Origin of the sequence: Streptomyces sp. KLMMK (genome assembly GCF_036961605.1) — a bacterium.
In the GTDB taxonomy this organism is placed as follows: Bacteria; Actinomycetota; Actinomycetes; order Streptomycetales; family Streptomycetaceae; genus Streptomyces; species Streptomyces telluris.
Genome location: NZ_JBAMDC010000392.1, coordinates 1 through 5,956 on the forward strand (window position 1 = coordinate 1; position 5,956 = coordinate 5,956).

Annotated in this window: 6 protein-coding genes; 3 read left to right on the forward strand and 3 right to left on the reverse strand. The window is 73.0% G+C overall.

Annotated features, from left to right (window positions below; all coding sequences use genetic code 11):
- From V7793_RS31855 to V7793_RS31865, 3 genes are all read right to left on the reverse strand, one after another.
- Positions 1 to 671 (reverse strand): NADH-quinone oxidoreductase subunit C (locus tag V7793_RS31855; protein ID WP_336013153.1); only part of this gene is annotated, 671 nt, incomplete at its 3' end.
- On the reverse strand, positions 668 to 1,297 hold the full coding sequence (nuoB, locus tag V7793_RS31860; RefSeq protein ID WP_168096610.1) for an NADH-quinone oxidoreductase subunit B: 630 nt from the start codon (positions 1,295 to 1,297) through the stop codon (positions 668 to 670). The genes nuoB and V7793_RS31855, both read right to left, overlap by 4 nt.
- The gene (locus V7793_RS31865) at positions 1,267 to 1,692 is read right to left on the reverse strand and encodes an NADH-quinone oxidoreductase subunit A (RefSeq protein WP_336013154.1); all 426 of its coding nucleotides are present in this window, start codon (positions 1,690 to 1,692) and stop codon (positions 1,267 to 1,269) included. The genes nuoB and V7793_RS31865 overlap by 31 nt, the downstream gene beginning before the upstream one ends.
- A gap of 138 nt (positions 1,693 to 1,830) precedes the next feature.
- Here V7793_RS31865 and V7793_RS31870 point away from each other — a divergent pair, with 138 nt between their 5' ends.
- The 3 genes from V7793_RS31870 to V7793_RS31880 all read left to right on the forward strand — a co-directional run bounded on the left by V7793_RS31870 (position 1,831) and on the right by V7793_RS31880 (position 5,534).
- Positions 1,831 to 3,135, forward strand: coding sequence for a sensor histidine kinase (locus V7793_RS31870; RefSeq protein ID WP_336013156.1), 1,305 nt, complete (start codon positions 1,831 to 1,833; stop codon positions 3,133 to 3,135).
- A gap of 224 nt (positions 3,136 to 3,359) precedes the next feature.
- Positions 3,360 to 4,700 carry a sensor histidine kinase gene (locus V7793_RS31875; protein WP_336013158.1) on the forward strand — a complete coding sequence of 447 codons (1,341 nt, stop codon included), beginning with the start codon at positions 3,360 to 3,362 and terminating at the stop codon, positions 4,698 to 4,700.
- Positions 4,701 to 4,874: 174 nt separating this feature from the next.
- Positions 4,875 to 5,534 carry a response regulator transcription factor gene (locus V7793_RS31880; protein WP_079110894.1) on the forward strand — a complete coding sequence of 220 codons (660 nt, stop codon included), beginning with the start codon at positions 4,875 to 4,877 and terminating at the stop codon, positions 5,532 to 5,534.
- Positions 5,535 to 5,956 lie beyond the last annotated feature (422 nt).

The following is a 5,956-nucleotide window of genomic DNA, read 5'->3' on the forward strand; positions in this document are numbered from 1 at the left end:
TTGAGGGGGCCCCACTCGTTGGGGTCGGGGACGCCCGGGGGCAGCATCTGGCGCCGCTTGGGGCCGCCTTCCGCCCCCTCCCCCGGCTCCTTGGCGCCGGGCCAGGCCTTGACCACGCGCGCCGCCAGGACGAAGTCCTTGCGCAGGGGGTGGCCCTCGAAGGTCTCCGGGAGAAGGAGCGGGGCGAGGTGCGGGTGGCCCGGGAAGTCGATGCCGAACATCTCGTGGGTTTCGCGTTCGTGCCACGCCGCGCCCGCGTAGACGCCGACGGCCGTGGCCAGCGCAGGCGCCTCGTGCGGCACGGTGGTGCGCAGGAGCAGGCGGCGCACGCCCCCGCCCCCGCCCGGCAGGGCACCCGGCAGCGCGGCCAGGTGCGCGCAGACGCGGAAGCCCGTACCGGGCTCGTCCACGGCGCTCAGCCAGTCGAAAAAGGTGCAGCCCAGCCGGTCCCGGGCGGTTTCGAGGGCGGTGATCCACCGCTCGGCCGGGACGTCGACCGTGAGCAGCTCGTAGGTCTCCTCGGCTGTCGCGCCTTCGCCGAAGAGCGAGATCACTCCGGCCGGCAGCCAGCCGACGGCGAGGTCGGCAACGGGCTCAGCGGGCTCGGGGGCGGCCTCCGGCACGGACCCCGGCACGGACTCCGGTACGGACTCGGGCGTCGGCTCGGTCATCGGTCCGTCTCCTCCGGCGTGGCCGCCGGCGCCGGCGGCGGCGTCACCAGCCCGCTGCGCAGCGCGGCGGCGGACGCCCCCGCACCCCCGGCGGAGCCGTACCGCTCGCCGAGCGACTCCCGCGCGATCTTCTCCTGGAGCTTCAGGATCCCCTGCAGCAGCGCTTCGGGCCGCGGCGGGCAGCCGGGCACGTAGACGTCGACGGGGATGATCTGGTCGACGCCCTTGGTGACCGAGTAAGAGTCCCAGTAGGGGCCGCCGCAGTTCGAGCAGGCGCCGAAGGAGATCACGTACTTGGGCTCGGGCATCTGCTCGTAGAGCCGCTTGACGGCGGGTGCCATCTTGTCCGTCACCGTGCCGGAGACGATCATCAGGTCGGCCTGGCGCGGGCCGGGCGCGAAGGGGATCACGCCGAGCCGGATGAAGTCGTGCCGCGCCATGGACGCGGCGATGAACTCGATCGCGCAGCAGGCGAGCCCGAAGTTGAAGACCCACAGGCTGTAGCGGCGTCCCCAGTTCAGGACGACCTTCATCGGCTCCGGGGCCAGCCTGGCCAGCGGGCCGAGCCGACGGGGCTCGGGAAGGTCCACCGGTGTCACGTCCACTCCAGGACGCCCTTCTTCCATGCGTACAACAAGCCCACGGCGAGGAAGCCGAGGAAGATGAACATCTCCACGAGCGTGGCTCCGCCGAAGCCCGGCGCGGCGAACACCGTCGCCCAGGGGAACAGGAAGATCGAGTCCACCGCGAAGATCACGTACAGGAAGGCGTAGACGTAGTAGCGGATCTGGGTGTGGGCCCAGCCCTCGCCGACGGGGTCGACGCCGCACTCGTACGTCAGCAGCTTCTCGGGCGTCGGCACGACGGGCCGCAGCAGCCGCCCGGCCCCGAAGGCCACGGCGACGAAGAGCACCCCGACGACCGCGAGCAGCCCCACGACCGAATAGCTCTGGAAGTAGTCCGCGGCCAGTGGGACAGCGGCATGGGCATCGGCACTACTGCGCACGGTCGCCTCCGGCACGTCCGCCCCTCGCTCCCTGTCCTGCGTGTTCGACGTTCTGTACGCACGGGAGTCTAGGCCCTGGTGGGGTTATCCCCACCCTTCCCCACCCACGGCCCCCATGGCGGAGGCCCCTGGAGGCCGTGCAGGCTTGGGCTTATGACCGCCAGCAGTGCCGCGAGAAGCCCGTCGGACAGCACGTCGAACAGTACGCCGAACAGTACGTCGAGCACATCGCATACTTCGCACACATCGCGCACCTCGCAAACATCACATATCACCGGAAGCACCGCTTCGAGGGACGAGGCCGACGGCGGTGACCGGCTTCCCCCCGCCCGCTTCGCCTTCGACGCCCGGACGTGGAAGGAGGTCGCGCACCTGCTGCTCAACCTGCCGGAGGCGCTCACCGGCTTCGTCTACGTGTCCCTGTGGCTCTACGCGGGCGTCCTGACGTCCCTCACGGTGATCGGCCTGCCCCTGCTCGCGGTGGGCCTGATGGGCGCGCGGGCGCTCGGCGGGCTGGAACGCGGACGGGCGCGGAAGCTGCTGGGGCTGCGGATCGAGGAGCCGAGCCGGCTCTCCCGGCAGCAGCGGGGCCGGGGCTTCTTCCCCTGGCTGTGGACGACGCTGAAGGACCCGGTCGCCTGGCGCACCACCCTCTACGGCTTCATCCGGCTGCCCTGGGGCATTCTCACCTTCGTCCTGACGCTGTGCCTGCTCTTCGTCGGCTGGCCGCTCCTCGGCTACGCCGTGCGCGGCATGACGAACCTGGACCGCGCCATGGTGCGCGGCCTGCTCAGCCCCTCCAGCGAGCTGGAGCGGCGGATCGCCGAGCTGGAGCAGGACCGCGGCGTGGTCGTGGACACCGCGGCCGCCGACCTGCGCCGCATCGAGCGCGACCTGCACGACGGCGCCCAGGCCCGCCTCGTCGCCCTCGCGATGGGGCTGGGCCTGGCCAAGGAGAAGGTGCTGGAGGACCCGGAGGCGGCGGCGCGGATGGTCGACGAGGCGCACGGCGAGGTGAAGCTCGCCCTGCAGGAGCTGCGCGACCTGGCCCGCGGCATCCACCCGGCCGTCCTCACGGACCGCGGCCTGGACGCGGCCCTGTCGTCGGTGGCCGCGCGCTGCACCGTGCCGGTGTCCGTCTCCGTCGACCTGGCCGAGCGGCCCGCGGCGGCCATCGAGGGCATCGCGTACTTCACCGTCTCCGAGCTCCTGCAGAACGTCAGCAAGCACAGCCGGGCGCGGACGGCCGAGGTCGAGCTGTGGCGCAAGGACCGGCGGCTGCTGATCCAGGTGCGCGACGACGGCCGCGGCGGCGCCTCGACGGACTCCGGCAGCGGGCTGGCCGGGCTCGCGGAGCGGCTGGGGTCGGTCGACGGCCTGTTCGAGGTGGACTCGCCGGAGGGCGGGCCGACCGTCGTCACGGCGGAGCTGCCGTGGCGCGAGCGCGCGGCGGGCTGAGAGCCCGCTCCTCCGGGCCGGCGCCGCCTTCCCCACAGGCCGGCGCCGCTTTCCCCACCTGCCGCCGCCGGCCTCCCCACCTGCCGTCGCCGTCTTCCCGCAGGCCCGGGGGTAGGGACATCCCCACCCCCGGAACACCTACTCGCTCCATGGTCCGGGGCGCCGCCCTCCGCGAGCCTTGAGGTACGGAGCAACCACCGCGACCCAGGAGATCGGACGACGACATGGCCATGGACTACGGGGACTACGGCCGGGCGGAGGCCCGCCGGGCCCACCACCGGGTGCCCGCCGTACTGCGCGCGCCCCTGGAGGGCCGCACGTGGCGCGAGTTCCTCTACCTCCTGCTCAGCCTGCCGATGGCGGTCCTCACCTTCTCGTTCGCGGTGACGATGACGACGGCGGGCATCGCCCTGCTGATCACCTTCGTGGGCGTGCCGGTGCTGGCCGCCGCGCTCGTCGGCGTACGGGCGCTGGGCGCCGTCGAGCGGGCCCGCGCCCGGGCCCTGCTGAAGCTGGAGATCAGCGAGCCCGAGCCGGTGCTGCCGCGGAACCGCCCGCGGGGCTTCGTGTCCTGGGTGGGGGCGCTCCTCAAGAGCGGCGTGTCCTGGCGGCACGTGCTCTACGCGGTGCTGCACCTGCCGTGGGCGATCGGGGCGTTCACCGTCTCGGTCGTGATGTGGTCGGTCGGCTGGGCGCTGTTCCTCTATCCGGCGTACTGGTGGATGTACCCGAAGTGGTGGGGCCAGCCCGGCATGCAGTTCGGCGGCGACTCCGAGCACGACGCGGGCCTCTTCGTCGACAACCCCTTCGAGATCGGCGTGACCTGCGCCGCCGGCCTGCTCGTGGTCCTGGCCACCCCCTGGGTGATCCGCGGCCTCGCCTCCGTCGACCGGCTGCTGGTGAGCGGCCTGCTCGGCCCGTCGCGGCTCGCGGAGCGGATGTGGGAGCTGGAGGAGGACCGCGGCGTGGTCGTGGACACCGCCGCCGCCGACCTGCGCCGCATCGAGCGCGACCTGCACGACGGCGCCCAGGCCCGCCTCGTCGCCCTCGCCATGGACCTGGGCCTGGCCAAGGAGAAGCTGGAGGCTGACCCGGAGGCGGCCGCCCGGATGGTCGACGAGGCGCACGGCGAGGTGAAGCTCGCCCTGCAGGAGCTGCGCGACCTGGCCCGCGGCATCCACCCGGCGATCCTCACCGACCGGGGCCTCGGCCCGGCCCTGTCCGCACTGGCGGCCCGCTGCACGGTGCCGGTGCAGGCCGAGGCGGACCTGCCGACGAGGCCCGCGGCGGCCATCGAGGGCATCGCGTACTTCACCGTCTCCGAGCTCCTGCAGAACGTCAGCAAGCACAGCGGCGCGCGCAGCGCCCGCGTGGACGTGTGGCGCTCGGCGGACCGCCTGATGCTCCAGGTGTGGGACGACGGCCGCGGCGGGGCGTCCACGGCCGGGGGCAGCGGACTGGCCGGGCTCGCGGAGCGGCTGGGGTCGGTCGACGGCCTGCTGGTGGTCGACTCGCCGGAGGGCGGGCCGACGACGGTCACCGCGGAGCTGCCCTGGCGCGGCTGAGCCGCCGAACCCTCCGGGCGGCCCCGCCGTCCGATCCCCGTCCGATCCCCCGTCCGCCCGCCGTCCGCCCCCCGACCGGCCCCGTCGTACAGCGGCGGGGCCTGCTCCCTGCGTGACATGCTTAGCGCGTCAAATGCTGCCGGCGCGGGGGGACCACAGGTCGTGGAGGACAGGGTGCGAGTCGTCATCGCCGAGGATTCGGTGCTCCTCCGGGAGGGCCTGACCCGGCTGCTGACCGACCGGGGTCACGACGTCGTCGCGGGCGTCGGCGACGGCGAGGCGCTGATCAAGGCCATCAGGGAGCTCGCGGACGAGGGCGCCCTGCCGGACGTGGTCGTGGCGGACGTACGGATGCCGCCCACCCATACGGACGAAGGCGTGCGCGCCGCGGTGCAGCTGCGCAAGGAGCACCCGGGCCTGGGCGTGCTGGTCCTGTCGCAGTACGTCGAGGAGCAGTACGCGACGGAGCTGCTGGCCGGCAGCAGCACGGGCGTGGGCTACCTGCTCAAGGACCGCGTGGCCGAGGTCCGCGAGTTCGTGGACGCGGTGGTGCGGGTGGCGCGCGGCGGCACCGCGCTGGACCCCGAGGTCGTCGCCCAGCTGCTGGGCCGCAGCCGGAAGCAGGACGTGCTCGCGGGGCTCACTCCGCGCGAGCGGGAGGTCCTCGGCCTGATGGCGGAGGGGCGTACGAATTCGGCCGTCGCCAAGCAGTTGGTGGTGAGCGACGGAGCCGTCGAGAAGCACGTCAGCAACATCTTCCTGAAGCTTGGGCTTTCCCCTAGTGATGGGGATCACCGGCGCGTGCTGGCCGTGCTGACCTACCTCCGCTCCTGATCATCTGACACTCCGTCAGCAATGGAAGCCGCCCTGGTGAGAGGGGGCGGCCGCGCGAGGACCTAGCACCAAAGACCTAGAAGGCGGACGTGGAGCGGGCGCGGAGCGGGTGGCGCTCAAGGGGCGACCAAACCACCCCATACCCGGACAAGCGGAAGCTGTATGCCCCGCTTCTTCTTGTGATCCATCCCAGGTAGGCAGCCCTTACCCACGTACGATGGCCGTGGGAAAGCCGGTCGGGCACCACCATGTGCGCGCCGCCGCCAGAGGGAGGTCCGAAGCAGTGACCAGCCAGGTCAGCAGCCCGGCCGAACAGGCCGAACCAGCCGAGCAGCCGGGCGGGGCAGCCGCCCCGCCGAGCGCGGGACAGGCGCCGTCGCCCCTCACCGTGCAGCGCGACCCCGCCGAAGGGGCCGCCTCTT

What these genes read in the sequence shown, in the direction of transcription:
- nuoB (WP_168096610.1), bottom strand. Translation starts at nt 1,297, where the DNA reads ATGGAAGAAGGGCGTCCTGGAGTGGACGTGACACCGGTGGACCTTCCC.
- V7793_RS31875 (WP_336013158.1), top strand. Translation starts at nt 3,360, where the DNA reads ATGGCCATGGACTACGGGGACTACGGCCGGGCGGAGGCCCGCCGGGCC.
- V7793_RS31870 (WP_336013156.1), top strand. Translation starts at nt 1,831, where the DNA reads ATGACCGCCAGCAGTGCCGCGAGAAGCCCGTCGGACAGCACGTCGAAC.